This is a genomic window from Cobetia sp. 4B (genome assembly GCF_018831605.1).
GTDB classification, from domain to species: Bacteria; Pseudomonadota; Gammaproteobacteria; order Pseudomonadales; family Halomonadaceae; genus Cobetia; species Cobetia amphilecti.
In genome coordinates this window covers 2,001,096-2,023,166 of the sequence record NZ_CP059843.1, presented here as the reverse complement: position 1 = coordinate 2,023,166, position 22,071 = coordinate 2,001,096, and the positions used below count along the sequence as shown (strand labels likewise).

Below are 22,071 nucleotides of genomic sequence, written 5' to 3'. Positions count from 1 at the left end.
TGCCACGACAACTGACGCTGGAATGCGACACCCTAGTGACACTCCAGCGTCATCTTGACCTCGCCCCTGAGTCCGGCACACTGACTGCCTTCATTCATCTGAGTTCTGACTGCCTACGGCGGCTCAGGACACTGATCGGTTACGGACTCTTGAGCAAGGACAACTCAATGCCAGCCTCTTCCTCGTCGCCCCGCGCGCTGTTACGCCCACTTGCCATGGCTGTGCTGCTTGCCACCACGTCGTCATCCTTGCCGGCGCTCGCCGATGACATTGCCACGTCGCCTGCGCCGGGCACGTCGGTCACTGAATGGAGCTATGCGAGTGAATCCGCGGATGACACCAACGCCGGAGCCAATGGCCCCGAGCATTGGGGAGAGCTCACCCCGGGCTATGCCGAGTGCTCGGCCGGCAGCCAGCAGTCGCCGATCGATATCGACAGCCAGTCACGCACGCTGAATGAAGCGGGCCCGAAACTCGACTACCACTCGCCGCTGCTCGTCACGCGCGATACGGGCCACACCCTGCAGATCGAAGGGGCCAGCGGCAATACCATGACGCTGGATGGCACCCAGTACACCCTGTCGCAGGTGCACCTGCATGTGCCGTCAGAGCACGCCATCGACGGCAAGCGTGCCGCCATGGAAATCCATCTGGTGCACAGCACGCCGGAAGGCAAGCTGGCCGTGCTGGCCGTGCTGGTCGAGGAAGGGCATGACAACCTGGCCCTCAGCCGCCTGTTGAGCCGCCTCCCCCAGCGCGGTCTCTCCGAGACCCTGACAAGCGGCCTGTCTGCCAACCTGCTGCTGCCACGCGAACATGCTGGCTGGCAGTACTCCGGCTCGCTTACCACCCCGCCATGCTCTGAGCCCGTCACCTGGTTTGTCATGCAGACGCCGATCGAGGCCTCCCAGGCACAGATCGAGGCCTACCATGAATGGCAAGGCGGAGAGAATGCCCGCCCCCTTCAGCGCTGATTGATACAAGGCGCGCCCCGGCCGACAAAGGCGCCACCCTCGCGGGTGGCGCCTTTTTTATTCTCTAAACATATTTCATGCGTTTAAACAACGTATGCCGCACCTCGATAGCCAACAGTTTATAAGCATATCTTAAATTAAAATCATTTTTTGCCGCTAAATTAACCAGTTAGCACTACTTGATCTTTAGTCTCATGCCCGATTAGAAAAATCATACTCAACGCATGATCCGAACACCTCTCCCAGGCGTTATTGAATTTGACACTCGACTCCCCGATCTCCAGTAGAGCAAGGGCTCAAGGAGGTATCGAGATAGTGAGCAGTGAAACCGAGGGATCCAAAGAAAGTCGAAACACAAATACACCATGCTTTAACGATTAGAATTGACGCCTGAGTACTAGAAAAATGATCCAGGTCATAATAACGTGTTGATTATTGATAATTAATAGAAAGTCGCGAATGCACAAGAAGTGCCATTGAGGATAACGATATGCCGGTAACTGCCAAGGTCGCTCCCCACGGTCAGCTCGCGGAACAGGAAACGGTCCTGCGTAAAGTCGACACCATTGCCCTCAATAGATCATCGGATGTCAGTCTGGACCTCCATCCTCGCGATATCGAGGTGATGACCCGCCAGGGAGACAACCTGCTTGTCACCCTCGAAAACGGGGAACTGATCACGGTCGAAAACTTCTACGCAGACCCCACCGAGCTCAGCCACCTGTATCTGCAAGGCGATGAGTTCGCCGGTGAGATCTTTCAGGTGGGTCTGGGTGAAGCTGGCGCAGGGGGCGCTGTGCCCTTCACCAGTACCGCGACCTTGACGACGGCAGAGACGGCACTCACTACCGCAGCAGCGGGTGCGGGCACTGCGGGTGCAGGTGCCGCAGCGGGAGCGGGTACAGTGGCTGGCATCAGCACCGCTGGCCTCGTGGCAGGCGGCGTTGCCGTGGCCGCGGGTGTCGGCGTGGCCGCTGCCACTGGCGATGACAGTTCCTCCTCGGATGAGGACACGACAGCGCCTGAGGCGCCTGTCCTCGACGAGTCCAATGGCAACATCCTCACCGGCAGCAGTGAGCCCGGCGCCACTATCGAGGTCACCAATGCCGCTGGCGACAGCGTGGGGAGCGCCGTTGCCGATGCCGATGGCAACTTCTCGGTCGAGCTGTCTCCCGCGCAGGCAGCCGGTACCGAACTGACCGCCACCGCGACCGATGCCGCCGGCAACGTGAGCGAAGCCTCCACCGCGGTCACCGTGCCGCAGGATGCTGACATCACGGCACCCAACACTCCGACCATCGCCGCCGCGACAGATGATGTGGAAGCCATCAGTGGAGCGCTCGAGAATGGCGGCAGCACCAATGACACCACGCCGACCCTGGGCGGAACTGCTGAAGTCGGCAGCACCGTCACTGTCTCGCTCGATGGTGAAGTGATCGGCACCACCACCGCCGACAGCAACGGTGCCTGGAGCTTCACTCCAAACACCGAGCTTGGCGATGGCGAGCATGTCTTCAGCGTCACCGCGACCGATGCCGCCGGTAACGAAAGTGCCCCGTCTGGCGAGTTCACGCTCACGGTCGACACCACCGCGCCGGATGCGCCGGTTCTGTCCGAGACGGATGGCACCACGGCATCCGGTACGGCCGAAGCCGGTAGCGACATCGAGATCACCAACAGCAATGGCGATAGCGTCGGCACTGGGATTGCGGAAGACGATGGCACCTTCTCCATCGAACTTGATCCGTCCCAGCAGGATGGCGAGGCGCTGACGGCCACCGCGACCGATGCCGCCGGCAACACCAGCAGCAGCTCTACGCCAGCGACGGTGGATACAAGCACCGACTCCACCGCGCCGAATGCCCCGACCATCACCTCCGCGACAGACGATGTGCCAGCTGATACCGGTGCCCTCGCCTCCGGCGACAGTACCAATGACGCGACACCGACCCTCACCGGCAGCGCCGAAGCCGGCAGCACCGTCAACATCACCCTCAACGGCGAAGTCGTTGATAGCGTGACGGCCGATGCCAATGGTGCCTGGAGCTATACCCCGAGCACTGATCTCACCGAGGGTGATCACGTCTTCAGCGTCACCGCGACCGATACCGCCGGCAACGAAAGCGCGCGGTCTGGCGAGTTCACCCTCACGGTCGACACTATCGCTCCGGACGCACCGACCCTGTCCGAGACGGATGGCGAGACGGCCAATGGCAGCACCGTCAATGGTAGCGCCGAGGCCGGTGGCACCGTCGAAATCACCAATGGTGATGGCGACCTGCTGGGCAGCGGCACTGTTGCCGATGACGGCACCTTCAGCATCACGCTGTCTCCGAAGCAGGAAGCCGGCGCTGTGCTGGCCGCCACCGTCACCGACGCCGCAGGTAATGAAAGCCCAGTCTCCGACGCCCTGGTGGTGCCGGAAGACGCTGACGTTACCGCGCCGAATACGCCGACCATCGCCTCCGCGACCGATGATGTGGCAGCCAATACCGGCGCCCTCGCCTCCGGCGACAGCACCAATGACGCGACGCCGACGCTGACCGGCAGCGCCGAGATCGGTAGCACCGTCACCGTCACGCATAATGGCGAAGTGATCGGCACGACCATCGCCGATAGCAATGGCACGTGGAGCTTCACACCAGGCACTGAATTCGCCGATGGCGAGCACGTCTTCAGCGTCACCGCGACCGATGCCGCTGGCAACGAAAGCGCGCCGTCTGGCGAGTTCACACTCACCGTCGATACCGCTGCGCCGGATGCGCCAGTCCTGAGCGAGACCGATGGCACCACTGTCGCAGGAACCGGTGAGTCGGGCACTTCGGTGGAAGTCACCAATGCCAACGACGATGTACTGGGAACAGCGGTCGTCGATGCAGAAGGCAACTTCTCGGTTGAGCTCTCCCCGAAGCAGGAAGCTGGCGCCGAACTGACCGCCACCGTCACTGACGCCGCGGGTAACGAAAGCCCAGTCTCCGACACCCTGGTGGTGCCGGAAGCGGCGGATGTGACCGCGCCGAATACGCCGACCATAGCTTCCGCGACCGACGACGTGCCAGCCGATACCGGCGCCCTCGCCACCGGCGACAGCACCAACGATGCGACGCCGACGCTGACCGGCAGCGCCGAGATCGGTAGCACCGTCACCGTCACGCATAATGGCGAAGTGATCGGCACGACCATCGCCGATAGCAATGGCACGTGGAGCTTCACACCAGGCACTGAATTCGCCGATGGCGAGCACGTCTTCAGCGTCACCGCGACCGATGCCGCTGGCAACGAAAGCGCGCCGTCTGGCGAGTTCACACTCACCGTCGATACCGCTGCGCCGGATGCGCCAGTCCTGAGCGAGACCGATGGCACCACTGTCGCAGGAACCGGTGAAGCGGGCACCACGGTCGAGATCACCAATGCCAACGATGATGTTGTAGGCACCGCGGTCGTCGATGCAGAAGGCAACTTCTCGGTTGAGCTCTCACCGGAGCAGAAAGCTGGCAGCACACTGACAGCCACCGCAACCGATGCGGCCGGCAATGAAAGCGAAGCGTCCGCAGCACTCGATGTGCCGATAGATGCTGACGTTACCGCGCCGAATACGCCGACCATCGCCTCCGTGACCGATGATGTGGCAGCCAATACCGGTGCCCTCGCCTCCGGCGACAGCACCAATGACGCGACGCCGACGCTGACCGGCAGCGCCGAGGCCGGCAGCACCGTCACCATCACCCACAACGGCGAAGTCGTTGATAGCGTGACGGCGGATGCCAATGGCAGCTGGAGCTATACCCCGAGTACTGATCTCACCGATGGCGACCACGTCTTCAGCGTCACTGCGACCGATGCTGCTGGCAACGAAAGCGCGCCGTCTGGCGAGTTCACACTCACCGTCGATACCGCTGCGCCGGATGCGCCAGTCCTGAGCGAGACAGATGGCGAGACCGCCAATGGCAGCACCGTCAATGGTAGCGCCGAGGCCGGTGGCACCGTCGAAATCACCAATGGTGATGGCGACCTGCTGGGCAGCGGCACTGTTGCCGATGACGGCACCTTCAGCATCACGCTGTCTCCGAAGCAGGAAGCCGGCGCTGTGCTGGCCGCCACCGTCACCGACGCCGCAGGTAATGAAAGCCCAGTCTCCGACGCCCTGGTGGTGCCGGAAGACGCTGACGTTACCGCGCCGAATACGCCGACCATCGCCTCCGCGACCGATGATGTGGCAGCCAATACCGGCGCCCTCGCCTCCGGCGACAGCACCAATGACGCGACGCCGACGCTGACCGGCAGCGCCGAGGCCGGCAGCACCGTCACCATCACCCACAACGGCGAAGTCGTTGATAGCGTGACGGCGGATGCCAATGGCAGCTGGAGCTATACCCCGAGCACTGATCTCATCGATGGCGACCACGTCTTCAGCGTCACTGCGACCGATGCTGCTGGCAACGAAAGCGCGCCGTCTGGCGAGTTCACACTCACCGTCGATACCGCTGCGCCGGATGCGCCAGTCCTGAGCGAGACCGATGGCACCACTGTCGCAGGAACCGGTGAAGCGGGCACCACGGTCGAGATCACCAATGCCAACGATGATGTTGTAGGCACCGCGGTCGTCGATGCAGAAGGCAACTTCTCGGTTGAGCTCTCACCGGAGCAGGAAGCTGGCAGCACACTGACAGCCACGGCAACCGATGCGGCCGGCAATGAAAGCGAAGCGTCCGCAGCACTCGATGTGCCGGTAGATGCTGACGTTACCGCGCCGAATACGCCGACCATCACCTCCGCGACCGATGATGTGGCAGCCGATACCGGTGCCCTCGCCTCCGGCGACAGCACCAATGACGCGACGCCGACGCTGACCGGCAGCGCCGAGATCGGTAGCACCGTCACCGTCACGCATAACGGTGAAGTCGTTGATACGGTCGTGGCAGATGCCAATGGCGCCTGGAGCTATACCCCGAGCACTGATCTCACCGATGGCGACCACGTCTTCAGCGTCACCGCGACCGATGCCGCCGGCAACGAGAGCGCGGCCTCTGGCGAGTTCACACTCACCGTCGATACCGCTGCGCCGGATGCGCCAGTCCTGAGCGAGACCGATGGCACCACTGTCGCAGGAACCGGTGAAGCGGGCACCACGGTCGAGATCACCAATGCCAACGATGATGTTGTAGGCACCGCGGTCGTCGATGCAGAAGGCAACTTCTCGGTTGAGCTCTCACCGGAGCAGGAAGCTGGCAGCACACTGACAGCCACGGCAATCGATGCGGCCGGCAATGAAAGCGAAGCGTCCGCGGCACTCGATGTGCCGGTAGATGCTGACGTTACCGCGCCGAATACGCCGACCATCACCTCCGCGACCGACGATGTGGCAGCCGATACCGGCGCCCTCGCCTCCGGCGACAGCACCAATGACGCGACGCCGACGCTGACCGGCAGCGCCGAAGCCGGCAGCACCGTCACCATCACCCACAACGGTGAGGAAATCGCGACAGTCACCGCCGATGCCAATGGCGCCTGGAGCTATACCCCGAGCACTGATCTCACCGAGGGTGAGCATGTCTTCAGCGTCACCGCGACCGATGCTGCCGGCAACAAAAGCGCGGCGTCTGGCGAGTTCACGCTCACGGTCGATACTACTGTGCCCAGCAGTCCGGCCTTGGCATTGTCCAACGATACCGAAACGGATGACGACGGCATCACCAGCAATGGTGAAGTCACCGTCAGCGGTCTGGAAGCCGACGCCAGCTGGGAGTACTCCCTCGACGGCGGCAGCAACTGGATCGATGGCACTGGCACCACCTTCACGCTGGACGAAGGTGTCTACGCCGATGGCTTTGTGCAGATCCGTCAGACCGATGTGGCCGGCAATGTCAGTGACGCCGTGAACCTGGGCGACGTGACGGTCGATGCGACTATCGCCGCACCGAGCCTTGCGCTCACCACCGACACCAACGTCACCGACGACGGCATCACCAGCAATGGTGACGTCACCGTCAGCGGTCTGGAAGCCGACGCGGCCTGGGAGTACACCACCAACGGTGGCACGACCTGGATTGCGGGCACTGGCACTACCTTCACCCTTGCCGAAGGCAGCTATGCCGACGGTAGCGTGCAGATCCGTCAGTCCGATGTGGCCGGCAATGTCAGTGACGCCGTGAACCTGGGCGACGTGACGGTCGATGCGACCGCCCCGACGGGCAGCATCGCCTTCGTCGATGGTGACGATGGCCTGCTCAATCTGGCAGACATCAGCGCCGTCGACCTGACTGGCAGCATCGAGGCCGGTCTCGACAGCAGCAATGTCGTGATCACCATCACTGACAGCGCCGATCCGGCCAACGAGATCACCGTCGCCACGACTGACATTACGGTCGACGGTGCCGGCAATCTGTCCGTAACCGGTCTGGACCTGAGCACCGCAACTTCCGGGCTCACTGAAGGCGCCCTCACCGTCTCGATGACCGTGACCGATGTGGCGGGCAATACGTTCGAGACCGACGGCACCACTACCAGTGATCTCACGGTGCCTGACGCTCCGAGCCTTGCGCTCACCACCGACACCAACGTCACCGACGACGGCATCACCAGCAATGGTGACGTCACCGTCAGCGGTCTGGAAGCCGACGCGACCTGGGAGTACACCACCAACGGTGGCACGACCTGGATTGCGGGCACTGGCACTACCTTCACCCTTGCCGAAGGCAGCTATGCCGACGGTAGCGTGCAGATCCGTCAGTCCGATGTGGCCGGCAATGTCAGTGACGCCGTGAACCTGGGCGACGTGACGGTCGATGCGACCGCCCCGACGGGCAGCATCGCCTTCGTCGATGGTGACGATGGCCTGCTCAATCTGGCAGACATCAGCGCCGTCGACCTGACTGGCAGCATCGAGGCCGGTCTCGACAGCAGCAATGTCGTGATCACCATCACTGACAGCGCCGATCCGGCCAACGAGATCACCGTCGCCACGACTGACATTACGGTCGACGGTGCCGGCAATCTGTCCGTAACCGGTCTGGACCTGAGCACCGCAACTTCCGGGCTCACTGAAGGCGCCCTCACCGTCTCGATGACCGTGACCGATGTGGCGGGCAATACGTTCGAGACCGACGGCACCACTACCAGTGATCTCACGGTGCCTGACGCTCCGAGCCTTGCGCTCACCACCGACACCAACGTCACCGACGACGGCATCACCAGCAATGGTGACGTCACCGTCAGCGGTCTGGAAGCCGACGCGACCTGGGAGTACACCACCAACGGTGGCACGACCTGGATTGCGGGCACTGGCACTACCTTCACCCTTGCCGAAGGCAGCTATGCCGATGGCGTTGTGCAGATCCGTCAGACCGATGTGGCCGGCAATGTCAGTGACGCCGTGAACCTGGGCGACGTGACGGTCGATGCGACCGCCCCGACGGGCAGCATCGCCTTCGTCGATGGTGACGATGGCCTGCTCAATCTGGCAGACATCAGCGCCGTCGACCTGACTGGCAGCATCGAGGCCGGTCTCGACAGCAGCAATGTCGTGATCACCATCACTGACAGCGCCGATCCGGCCAACGAGATCACCGTCGCCACGACTGACATTACGGTCGACGGTGCCGGCAATCTGTCCGTAACCGGTCTGGACCTGAGCACCGCAACTTCCGGGCTCACTGAAGGCGCCCTCACCGTCTCGATGACCGTGACCGATGTGGCGGGCAATACGTTCGAGACCGACGGCACCACTACCAGTGATCTCACGGTGCCTGACGCTCCGAGCCTTGCGCTCACCACCGACACCAACGTCACCGACGACGGCATCACCAGCAATGGTGACGTCACCGTCAGCGGTCTGGAAGCCGACGCGACCTGGGAGTACACCACCAACGGTGGCACGACCTGGATTGCGGGCACTGGCACTACCTTCACCCTTGCCGAAGGCAGCTATGCCGACGGTAGCGTGCAGATCCGTCAGTCCGATGTGGCCGGCAATGTCAGTGACGCCGTGAACCTGGGCGACGTGACGGTCGATGCGACCGCCCCGACGGGCAGCATCGCCTTCGTCGATGGTGACGATGGCCTGCTCAATCTGGCAGACATCAGCGCCGTCGACCTGACTGGCAGCATCGAGGCCGGTCTCGACAGCAGCAATGTCGTGATCACCATCACTGACAGCGCCGATCCGGCCAACGAGATCACCGTCGCCACGACTGACATTACGGTCGACGGTGCCGGCAATCTGTCCGTAACCGGTCTGGACCTGAGCACCGCAACTTCCGGGCTCACTGAAGGCGCCCTCACCGTCTCGATGACCGTGACCGATGTGGCGGGCAATACGTTCGAGACCGACGGCACCACTACCAGTGATCTCACGGTGCCTGACGCTCCGAGCCTTGCGCTCACCACCGACACCAACGTCACCGACGACGGCATCACCAGCAATGGTGACGTCACCGTCAGCGGTCTGGAAGCCGACGCGACCTGGGAGTACACCACCAACGGTGGCACGACCTGGATTGCGGGCACTGGCACTACCTTCACCCTTGCCGAAGGCAGCTATGCCGATGGCGTTGTGCAGATCCGTCAGACCGATGTGGCCGGCAATGTCAGTGACGCCGTGAACCTGGGCGACGTGACGGTCGATGCGACCGCCCCGACGGGCAGCATCGCCTTCGTCGATGGTGACGATGGCCTGCTCAATCTGGCAGACATCAGCGCCGTCGACCTGACTGGCAGCATCGAGGCCGGTCTCGACAGCAGCAATGTCGTGATCACCATCACTGACAGCGCCGATCCGGCCAACGAGATCACCGTCGCCACGACTGACATTACGGTCGACGGTGCCGGCAATCTGTCCGTAACCGGTCTGGACCTGAGCACCGCAACTTCCGGGCTCACTGAAGGCGCCCTCACCGTCTCGATGACCGTGACCGATGTGGCGGGCAATACGTTCGAGACCGACGGCACCACTACCAGTGATCTCACGGTGCCTGACGCTCCGAGCCTTGCGCTCACCACCGACACCAACGTCACCGACGACGGCATCACCAGCAATGGTGACGTCACCGTCAGCGGTCTGGAAGCCGACGCGACCTGGGAGTACACCACCAACGGTGGCACGACCTGGATTGCGGGCACTGGCACTACCTTCACCCTTGCCGAAGGCAGCTATGCCGACGGTAGCGTGCAGATCCGTCAGTCCGATGTGGCCGGCAATGTCAGTGACGCCGTGAACCTGGGCGACGTGACGGTCGATGCGACCGCCCCGACGGGCAGCATCGCCTTCGTCGATGGTGACGATGGCCTGCTCAATCTGGCAGACATCAGCGCCGTCGACCTGACTGGCAGCATCGAGGCCGGTCTCGACAGCAGCAATGTCGTGATCACCATCACTGACAGCGCCGATCCGGCCAACGAGATCACCGTCGCCACGACTGACATTACGGTCGACGGTGCCGGCAATCTGTCCGTAACCGGTCTGGACCTGAGCACCGCAACTTCCGGGCTCACTGAAGGCGCCCTCACCGTCTCGATGACCGTGACCGATGTGGCGGGCAATACGTTCGAGACCGACGGCACCACTACCAGTGATCTCACGGTGCCTGACGCTCCGAGCCTTGCGCTCACCACCGACACCAACGTCACCGACGACGGCATCACCAGCAATGGTGACGTCACCGTCAGCGGTCTGGAAGCCGACGCGACCTGGGAGTACACCACCAACGGTGGCACGACCTGGATTGCGGGCACTGGCACTACCTTCACCCTTGCCGAAGGCAGCTATGCCGATGGCGTTGTGCAGATCCGTCAGTCCGATGTGGCCGGCAATGTCAGTGACGCCGTGAACCTGGGCGACGTGACGGTCGATGCGACCGCCCCGACGGGCAGCATCGCCTTCGTCGATGGTGACGATGGCCTGCTCAATCTGGCAGACATCAGCGCCGTCGACCTGACTGGCAGCATCGAGGCCGGTCTCGACAGCAGCAATGTCGTGATCACCATCACTGACAGCGCCGATCCGGCCAACGAGATCACCGTCGCCACGACTGACATTACGGTCGACGGTGCCGGCAATCTGTCCGTAACCGGTCTGGACCTGAGCACCGCAACTTCCGGGCTCACTGAAGGCGCCCTCACCGTCTCGATGACCGTGACCGATGTGGCGGGCAATACGTTCGAGACCGACGGCACCACTACCAGTGATCTCACGGTGCCTGACGCTCCGAGCCTTGCGCTCACCACCGACACCAACGTCACCGACGACGGCATCACCAGCAATGGTGACGTCACCGTCAGCGGTCTGGAAGCCGACGCGACCTGGGAGTACACCACCAACGGTGGCACGACCTGGATTGCGGGCACTGGCACTACCTTCACCCTTGCCGAAGGCAGCTATGCCGATGGCGTTGTGCAGATCCGTCAGACCGATGTGGCCGGCAATGTCAGTGACGCCGTGAACCTGGGCGACGTGACGGTCGATGCGACCGCCCCGACGGGCAGCATCGCCTTCGTCGATGGTGACGATGGCCTGCTCAATCTGGCAGACATCAGCGCCGTCGACCTGACTGGCAGCATCGAGGCCGGTCTCGACAGCAGCAATGTCGTGATCACCATCACTGACAGCGCCGATCCGGCCAACGAGATCACCGTCGCCACGACTGACATTACGGTCGACGGTGCCGGCAATCTGTCCGTAACCGGTCTGGACCTGAGCACCGCAACTTCCGGGCTCACTGAAGGCGCCCTCACCGTCTCGATGACCGTGACCGATGTGGCGGGCAATACGTTCGAGACCGACGGCACCACTACCAGTGATCTCACGGTGCCTGACGCTCCGAGCCTTGCGCTCACCACCGACACCAACGTCACCGACGACGGCATCACCAGCAATGGTGACGTCACCGTCAGCGGTCTGGAAGCCGACGCGACCTGGGAGTACACCACCAACGGTGGCACGACCTGGATTGCGGGCACTGGCACTACCTTCACCCTTGCCGAAGGCAGCTATGCCGACGGTAGCGTGCAGATCCGTCAGTCCGATGTGGCCGGCAATGTCAGTGACGCCGTGAACCTGGGCGACGTGACGGTCGATGCGACCGCCCCGACGGGCAGCATCGCCTTCGTCGATGGTGACGATGGCCTGCTCAATCTGGCAGACATCAGCGCCGTCGACCTGACTGGCAGCATCGAGGCCGGTCTCGACAGCAGCAATGTCGTGATCACCATCACTGACAGCGCCGATCCGGCCAACGAGATCACCGTCGCCACGACTGACATTACGGTCGACGGTGCCGGCAATCTGTCCGTAACCGGTCTGGACCTGAGCACCGCAACTTCCGGGCTCACTGAAGGCGCCCTCACCGTCTCGATGACCGTGACCGATGTGGCGGGCAATACGTTCGAGACCGACGGCACCACTACCAGTGATCTCACGGTGCCTGACGCTCCGAGCCTTGCGCTCACCACCGACACCAACGTCACCGACGACGGCATCACCAGCAATGGTGACGTCACCGTCAGCGGTCTGGAAGCCGACGCGACCTGGGAGTACACCACCAACGGTGGCACGACCTGGATTGCGGGCACTGGCACTACCTTCACCCTTGCCGAAGGCAGCTATGCCGATGGCGTTGTGCAGATCCGTCAGACCGATGTGGCCGGCAATGTCAGTGACGCCGTGAACCTGGGCGACGTGACGGTCGATGCGACCGCCCCGACGGGCAGCATCGCCTTCGTCGATGGTGACGATGGCCTGCTCAATCTGGCAGACATCAGCGCCGTCGACCTGACTGGCAGCATCGAGGCCGGTCTCGACAGCAGCAATGTCGTGATCACCATCACTGACAGCGCCGATCCGGCCAACGAGATCACCGTCGCCACGACTGACATTACGGTCGACGGTGCCGGCAATCTGTCCGTAACCGGTCTGGACCTGAGCACCGCAACTTCCGGGCTCACTGAAGGCGCCCTCACCGTCTCGATGACCGTGACCGATGTGGCGGGCAATACGTTCGAGACCGACGGCACCACTACCAGTGATCTCACGGTGCCTGACGCTCCGAGCCTTGCGCTCACCACCGACACCAACGTCACCGACGACGGCATCACCAGCAATGGTGACGTCACCGTCAGCGGTCTGGAAGCCGACGCGACCTGGGAGTACACCACCAACGGTGGCACGACCTGGATTGCGGGCACTGGCACTACCTTCACCCTTGCCGAAGGCAGCTATGCCGACGGTAGCGTGCAGATCCGTCAGTCCGATGTGGCCGGCAATGTCAGTGACGCCGTGAACCTGGGCGACGTGACGGTCGATGCGACCGCCCCGACGGGCAGCATCGCCTTCGTCGATGGTGACGATGGCCTGCTCAATCTGGCAGACATCAGCGCCGTCGACCTGACTGGCAGCATCGAGGCCGGTCTCGACAGCAGCAATGTCGTGATCACCATCACTGACAGCGCCGATCCGGCCAACGAGATCACCGTCGCCACGACTGACATTACGGTCGACGGTGCCGGCAATCTGTCCGTAACCGGTCTGGACCTGAGCACCGCAACTTCCGGGCTCACTGAAGGCGCCCTCACCGTCTCGATGACCGTGACCGATGTGGCGGGCAATACGTTCGAGACCGACGGCACCACTACCAGTGATCTCACGGTGCCTGACGCTCCGAGCCTTGCGCTCACCACCGACACCAACGTCACCGACGACGGCATCACCAGCAATGGTGACGTCACCGTCAGCGGTCTGGAAGCCGACGCGACCTGGGAGTACACCACCAACGGTGGCACGACCTGGATTGCGGGCACTGGCACTACCTTCACCCTTGCCGAAGGCAGCTATGCCGATGGCGTTGTGCAGATCCGTCAGACCGATGTGGCCGGCAATGTCAGTGACGCCGTGAACCTGGGCGACGTGACGGTCGATGCGACCGCCCCGACGGGCAGCATCGCCTTCGTCGATGGTGACGATGGCCTGCTCAATCTGGCAGACATCAGCGCCGTCGACCTGACTGGCAGCATCGAGGCCGGTCTCGACAGCAGCAATGTCGTGATCACCATCACTGACAGCGCCGATCCGGCCAACGAGATCACCGTCGCCACGACTGACATTACGGTCGACGGTGCCGGCAATCTGTCCGTAACCGGTCTGGACCTGAGCACCGCAACTTCCGGGCTCACTGAAGGCGCCCTCACCGTCTCGATGACCGTGACCGATGTGGCGGGCAATACGTTCGAGACCGACGGCACCACTACCAGTGATCTCACGGTGCCTGACGCTCCGAGCCTTGCGCTCACCACCGACACCAACGTCACCGACGACGGCATCACCAGCAATGGTGACGTCACCGTCAGCGGTCTGGAAGCCGACGCGACCTGGGAGTACACCACCAACGGTGGCACGACCTGGATTGCGGGCACTGGCACTACCTTCACCCTTGCCGAAGGCAGCTATGCCGACGGTAGCGTGCAGATCCGTCAGTCCGATGTGGCCGGCAATGTCAGTGACGCCGTGAACCTGGGCGACGTGACGGTCGATGCGACCGCCCCGACGGGCAGCATCGCCTTCGTCGATGGTGACGATGGCCTGCTCAATCTGGCAGACATCAGCGCCGTCGACCTGACTGGCAGCATCGAGGCCGGTCTCGACAGCAGCAATGTCGTGATCACCATCACTGACAGCGCCGATCCGGCCAACGAGATCACCGTCGCCACGACTGACATTACGGTCGACGGTGCCGGCAATCTGTCCGTAACCGGTCTGGACCTGAGCACCGCAACTTCCGGGCTCACTGAAGGCGCCCTCACCGTCTCGATGACCGTGACCGATGTGGCGGGCAATACGTTCGAGACCGACGGCACCACTACCAGTGATCTCACGGTGCCTGACGCTCCGAGCCTTGCGCTCACCACCGACACCAACGTCACCGACGACGGCATCACCAGCAATGGTGACGTCACCGTCAGCGGTCTGGAAGCCGACGCGACCTGGGAGTACACCACCAACGGTGGCACGACCTGGATTGCGGGCACTGGCACTACCTTCACCCTTGCCGAAGGCAGCTATGCCGATGGCGTTGTGCAGATCCGTCAGACCGATGTGGCCGGCAATGTCAGTGACGCCGTGAACCTGGGCGACGTGACGGTCGATGCGACCGCCCCGACGGGCAGCATCGCCTTCGTCGATGGTGACGATGGCCTGCTCAATCTGGCAGACATCAGCGCCGTCGACCTGACTGGCAGCATCGAGGCCGGTCTCGACAGCAGCAATGTCGTGATCACCATCACTGACAGCGCCGATCCGGCCAACGAGATCACCGTCGCCACGACTGACATTACGGTCGACGGTGCCGGCAATCTGTCCGTAACCGGTCTGGACCTGAGCACCGCAACTTCCGGGCTCACTGAAGGCGCCCTCACCGTCTCGATGACCGTGACCGATGTGGCGGGCAATACGTTCGAGACCGACGGCACCACTACCAGTGATCTCACGGTGCCTGACGCTCCGAGCCTTGCGCTCACCACCGACACCAACGTCACCGACGACGGCATCACCAGCAATGGTGACGTCACCGTCAGCGGTCTGGAAGCCGACGCGACCTGGGAGTACACCACCAACGGTGGCACGACCTGGATTGCGGGCACTGGCACTACCTTCACCCTTGCCGAAGGCAGCTATGCCGACGGTAGCGTGCAGATCCGTCAGTCCGATGTGGCCGGCAATGTCAGTGACGCCGTGAACCTGGGCGACGTGACGGTCGATGCGACCGCCCCGACGGGCAGCATCGCCTTCGTCGATGGTGACGATGGCCTGCTCAATCTGGCAGACATCAGCGCCGTCGACCTGACTGGCAGCATCGAGGCCGGTCTCGACAGCAGCAATGTCGTGATCACCATCACTGACAGCGCCGATCCGGCCAACGAGATCACCGTCGCCACGACTGACATTACGGTCGACGGTGCCGGCAATCTGTCCGTAACCGGTCTGGACCTGAGCACCGCAACTTCCGGGCTCACTGAAGGCGCCCTCACCGTCTCGATGACCGTGACCGATGTGGCGGGCAATACGTTCGAGACCGACGGCACCACTACCAGTGATCTCACGGTGCCTGACGCTCCGAGCCTTGCGCTCACCACCGACACCAACGTCACCGACGACGGCATCACCAGCAATGGTGACGTCACCGTCAGCGGTCTGGAAGCCGACGCGACCTGGGAGTACACCACCAACGGTGGCACGACCTGGATTGCGGGCACTGGCACTACCTTCACCCTTGCCGAAGGCAGCTATGCCGATGGCGTTGTGCAGATCCGTCAGACCGATGTGGCCGGCAATGTCAGTGACGCCGTGAACCTGGGCGACGTGACGGTCGATGCGACCGCCCCGACGGGCAGCATCGCCTTCGTCGATGGTGACGATGGCCTGCTCAATCTGGCAGACATCAGCGCCGTCGACCTGACTGGCAGCATCGAGGCCGGTCTCGACAGCAGCAATGTCGTGATCACCATCACTGACAGCGCCGATCCGGCCAACGAGATCACCGTCGCCACGACTGACATTACGGTCGACGGTGCCGGCAATCTGTCCGTAACCGGTCTGGACCTGAGCACCGCAACTTCCGGGCTCACTGAAGGCGCCCTCACCGTCTCGATGACCGTGACCGATGTGGCGGGCAATACGTTCGAGACCGACGGCACCACCACCAGTGACCTCACGGTGCCTGACGCTCCGAGCCTTGCGCTCACCACCGACACCAACGTCACCGACGACGGCATCACCAGCAATGGTGACGTCACCGTCAGCGGTCTGGAAGCCGACGCCAGCTGGGAGTACACCACCAACGGTGGCACGACCTGGATTGCGGGCACTGGCACTACCTTCACCCTTGCCGAAGGCAGCTATGCCGATGGCGTTGTGCAGATCCGTCAGACCGATGTGGCCGGCAATGTCAGTGACGCCGTGAACCTGGGCGACGTGACGGTCGATGCGACCGCCCCGACGGGCAGCATCGCCTTCGTCGATGGTGACGATGGCCTGCTCAATCTGGCAGACATCAGCGCCGTCGACCTGACTGGCAGCATCGAGGCCGGTCTCGACAGCAGCAATGTCGTGATCACCATCACTGACAGCGCCGATCCGGCCAACGAGATCACCGTCGCCACGACTGACATTACGGTCGACGGTGCCGGCAATCTGTCCGTAACCGGTCTGGACCTGAGCACCGCAACTTCCGGGCTCACTGAAGGCGCCCTCACCGTCTCGATGACCGTGACCGATGTGGCGGGCAATACGTTCGAGACCGACGGCACCACCACCAGTGACCTCACGGTGCCTGACGCTCCGAGCCTTGCGCTCACCACCGACACCAACGTCACCGACGACGGCATCACCAGCAATGGTGACGTCACCGTCAGTGGTCTGGAAGCCGACGCCAGCTGGGAGTACTCCCTCGACGGCGGCAGCAACTGGATCGATGGCACCGGCACCACCTTCACGCTGGACGAAGGTGTCTACGCCGATGGCGTTGTGCAGATCCGTCAGTCCGATGTGGCCGGCAACGTCAGCGACGCCGTGAACCTGGGCGACGTGACGGTCGATGCGACCATCGCCGCGCCGAGCGTTTCGCTGAGTGAAGACACCAACGTTATCGACGACGGCATCACCAGCAATGGCGACGTCACCGTCAGCAGTCTGGAAGCCGACGCCAGCTGGGAGTACTCCCTCGACGGCGGCAGCAACTGGATCGTTGGCACTGGCACCACCTTCACCCTCGCCGAAGGCAGCTACGCCGATGGCGTTGTGCAGATCCGTCAGACCGATGTGGCCGGCAATGTCAGCGACGCCGTGAACCTGGGCGCTGTGACGGTAGATAATACGGCCCCGGGCGCGCCGCCGACTTTGGTCATCGATGAAGCCCTCAATGGCGTGAATATCGAGGAGCTGACAGATGGGCTGCAAGCCGAGGTCGCGCTCAGTGCGGATACCGTTGCAGGGGATACGGCCACTGTCACCTTGGTTGACACAGATGATGCGGATAATGTGATTACTGCTGATGTGGCGCTGATAGAAACGGATATCGACGCAGGCACTGTGACTGTGACCATCCCGGCTGACACGTTGACCGATGGCAGTAGCTACAACGCCTCAGCTGTCATTACTGACGCCGCAGGCAATGTCAGCAATGAAGTCAATCTGGGCACAGTGACCATAGATACCACTGCCCCCACAACGACTGTCACCATCGATTCCATCAGTGACGATACTGGCCTCGCAGCCGATGACTTCATCACCAGCGACAATGATGGCCTGACGATCACCGCCACGCTGAATGCTCCGCTTGCCGAAGGTGAAACGCTGCAGTACAGCACCGATGGCACCACTTGGGTCGACATCACCGACAGCGTGTCCGGTACTGCCGTCAGCTACGCCGATGCCAGCCTCACCACCTCTGCCACCGTGCAGCTCAAGGTGCAGGACGCCGCCGGCAACGATGGCGCCATCGAGAGTCAAGACGTCGTCATTGATACGACTGCTCCGACAGGGAGTGTCATCAGCTTCACGGATGCTGATGGGGACATCAACGCTGCAGGAGCGACAGATGTGACATTCGAGGGCACTGTCGAAGCCGGCTTGACCAGCAACAACCTCACGATAGTGATCACCGATACCGATAATGGCTCCGTCACCGTCCCAACCGAGAACATCACTGTCTCGGCGGCGGGCGAAGTGACTGTGTCAGGCGTCGACCTCACCGGTCTGGCAGAGGGACTGCTGACCGTGACCATGACCGTGACGGACGATGCAGGCAATGAGAATGTGGCCGCCGTGACCGATACGGCGACCAAGCTGAGCGACGATTTCCTCGTTCTGGGAAATACCAACCGTCTCACAATAGAGGAAGCGCTAGTCGTCTCAGCGACTGCCGTCGCCAGCACTCCGGCATTCGCTGATACCAGCGGTGAGGCAACACTCTCACTCAGCTCCACCGAGTCGCTTACCAGCAACGGCCAGGCACTTGAATGGGTCATTACTGATGAAGGGCGCACGCTCACATTGGCAAGTGATGCCGACAATGCTGCTGCGACGGCCGTCATGGTCGTTTCCGTCACCGAGGATGGATCGGAAGTTGTCTACAGCGCAGAACTGCTCGGCAACATCGATCAGGTGAATGCCGAGTCATCCACGGTGGATGTGCTTGTCACTCTGAGCGACGGCGCGTCGAGCACCAGTAGCACCTTGAACATCGATATCACTGATGATGTGCCGACGATTGCGGCAAGTACCGTCGTGGAGTCTCTGAGCTCGAATACGGATTACAACGGCTCCATCTTCGATGGTGAGGGCGACTTCGGGTTTGGGGCTGATGCGGCAAATGGGCAGGTACAGTCCTTCACCTTCAAGGGCCTGACATTTACTGTCTCTGATGATGGCACCTACGCGGACGTGACCGGCACCTCAACCGAGATTGGCCTGGAGGCTGGCGGTATTGTCAGCATCGTCGATGGCATTCTGGCGGTCGAAACGCTGTCCGGTGAATCCTTCAGCCTGAATATCGACTCAGGGGACTATAGCTACAGCCACCAAGGCCAGTTCAGCGCAACAGAGGAGGCCAATACACGCCCGCAAGCCAACCTGACTGAAAGCGATGGTGTGCTAGGCCTCGTCGGCGTCAATGTTCTTGATATCGTGACCTTGAGCAATGACCAGCTCTATAGTGTCTATGATGCTGAGAACAATGTGTCCTCTATAACTATTACATCAGGCAATTTAGTTGACACCATTACTGGATACCTTGATGGAATTGTGAGCGTATTACTTACGGATACCATCGTTTCCGGGCTTGTCAACACTTTGCTTGGCAATAGCAGCTGGAGCTATAGCGAAGAGATAGCATCTGAATTAGGGCTGGATGTACAAGCTTCATCCCCAGGAGAGACAGTGCAAACAATCACCATCACTAAAAATGATGGTAGCGAAATAACCAACCTCGAAATCAATGAGCTATTGGCTAGTATAGATTTCACAGTTACTGCTCCAGGAGTATTGCCTACAATCCTAGCTTTACTTGACTTGGACTCCATTGCCGATTCAATCCTGAGCAGTACCACTATTTATGCAACCGACTCACTCGGTGCAACCTCATCTGACACAGATGCTTCATTGGCCAATGTGGATCTCCTTGTAGATGACTATGAGATTCCTGTAGATGAAGGGACTACTGGAAACGACTCTGTTAACGCTTCACAGGCAGGCTCCAACCTCTATGGATACGCCGGTAATGACACACTGAATGGTGGAAGCGGAAGCAATATCCTGCGTGGTGGCAGTGGCGTTGACACCCTGAATGGTGCAGCTGGCAGCGACCTTCTGATCGGGGGTGCAGACAACGACACCCTGAACGGTGGTGACGGAATCGACGTCATTCGATGGGAGGCCGGTGATGAAGGTACCGTCACTACACCTGCAACGGATACCGTGCTGGATTTCAATAATGACAGTGAGGCCGATGCCACAGCTGGCGATACCCTTGATCTGACTGATCTGTTGACCGGGGCCTATTACATCGATAGCGCCACCAACAATCTTGCCAGCTATATCAGTGCCGAATATGTCTCGGCAACTGGTACGACCGTCCTCTATATCAACACAGAGGGTGGATTGACCGCTGCCCCTACCTCGTCCGCCAACCAGGTCATTAATATCGAGGGTCTCGATCTGACCGACGGTGGCACCTTGACGAGCAGTGAGGTCATCGATTCCCTCATCAGCGGTGAACAGTTATTGGTGGGCACAGAGGTCAATGAAACGGATGTCAGTGTCACGGTCGTGGATGGTGATGGCGACACGGCGACGGGCGAAGTCACCTTCGTCGGTGAGGAAAGCCTGGATGCGGTCACCAATACCGCCCCTATCGTCACCCTGCAGGATTCTGAACTGTTGGGCCTGGTGGGTCTCGAAGCACTCGATCTGATAGACCTTTCCAACAACAAGGTCTTCGTTGCAGACCCTGACAACAACCTGCGCGAGGTGGTGATCAACTACTCTGCACTGGTGGATGTCAATTTGTTGACTGGTACATTCACGGACCCTGAGTTCACTTGGGATAACGACCTGGCAACTTCGCTTGGCCTATCAGTTACACCAGACGACAATGGTGTCCTCGACATAATTGCCACTACTGCGGAACTGACCATTACCGCGACTGACGGTGGGGATATCGACAACCTGGCGCTCACTCAATTCCTGGCGACCGTTGGGTTCAGTGATGGCGGAATTTCGGATCTGAATCTGGCAAACATCGATCTATTGGATGCCTACAGCATCACGGCTACCGATGCCTACGATGCCAGCACCACGGATGCCATCTCCTCTTTGGCAGGTGTGGAGCTGCTTGATTCCAATGAACCCCTATTCTCCGGTATCGACGAAAGTAAGACCTTTATTGGTAGCCTGCTGACCGATGATGAAATCGATATTTCAGCCAATCTCGAAGGAGGCACCATATTCGGCCTTTCGGGCAATGACTCTCTCATCGGCAGTAGCTTTGATGATGTCATTCGAGGTGGCGAGGGGGATGACTCACTGATCGGGAACGCAGGGAATGACCTGCTGATTGGCGATTCAGGCAGCAATACCTTCGATGGTGGCGCGGGTGATGACCTGATCGTCACTTCCAGCCTGGACTTTACCATCGAGGGTGGCGCTGACATCGATACCGTCAGCTTCGATGGCACAGGAAAAGGCATCGATCTCGTCGCCTTGTCCGCCCAGGCTGAGCCCAGTCTCATGACCAACATCGAAGTGCTCGACATCTCGGCCAGCAGCGAGACCGGCACCAGTCTGAAAATCGATGCCGATACGGTATTGAATCTCACCGATGGTGATAACGAGCTGTATATCGATGGCGATGAAGGCGATAGCGTAAAAGCGGCTGGGGCTGTCGATACTGGCATATCGTCCGAAATCAACGGCACGACCTATGATACATATGAACTTGGCAGTGCCACGCTGTACATCGATCAGGATGTCACGGTGAATACCAACAACGGCTAGTCCCGGGATGCGCCCCTCAAGGGGCGCCTTCCCAATGAACAAGTACGCACTGAACACGAATAA

2 protein-coding genes are annotated in these 22,071 nt (G+C 61.3%); both read left to right on the top strand.

The window, feature by feature from the left end; all coding sequences use genetic code 11:
- Positions 1–167 precede the first annotated feature (167 nt).
- Positions 168–974 carry a carbonic anhydrase family protein gene (locus H2O77_RS08520; protein WP_215824384.1) on the top strand — a complete coding sequence of 269 codons (807 nt, stop codon included), beginning with the start codon at positions 168–170 and terminating at the stop codon, positions 972–974.
- Between the two features lie 490 nt (positions 975–1,464).
- Positions 1,465–22,008, top strand: a complete 20,544-nt coding sequence (locus H2O77_RS08515; RefSeq protein ID WP_215824383.1) for an Ig-like domain-containing protein — start codon at positions 1,465–1,467, stop codon at positions 22,006–22,008.
- Positions 22,009–22,071 lie beyond the last annotated feature (63 nt).